Origin of the sequence: Salmonella sp. SAL4457 (genome assembly GCF_046548235.1) — a bacterium.
GTDB classification, from domain to species: Bacteria; Pseudomonadota; Gammaproteobacteria; order Enterobacterales; family Enterobacteriaceae; genus Salmonella; species Salmonella enterica.
Genome location: NZ_JBGDZO010001210.1, coordinates 1 through 241 on the forward strand (window position 1 = coordinate 1; position 241 = coordinate 241).

Sequence of the window (241 nt, forward strand, 5' to 3'; positions counted from 1 at the left end):
GCAGGGGCGAGTCGGGCTGGCCGGCGAACTGCTCGCGGAGTTCGACGCGGACATTCTTCTTGCCGACCTCGACCAGCTCGCCGAGGTATTCCCGGCCGCTGCCGTCGAACAGTTGCACGGCGTCGCCCGTGGCGTGCCGCAGCACGCGGCCGATGGAGTGGGCCTGGGCCTCGGGCAGGTCGTGCTGGCCGAGGGAGAGAGGCTGGTCGACGAAGAAGCGGGACAGGCGCATGGCGATTCG

1 protein-coding gene is annotated in these 241 nt (G+C 70.5%); it reads right to left on the minus strand.

What is annotated here, in order from left to right:
- A partial coding sequence (locus ACLJNW_RS28030; RefSeq protein ID WP_410961883.1) for an RNA methyltransferase PUA domain-containing protein occupies positions 1-241 on the minus strand: 241 nt, incomplete at both ends.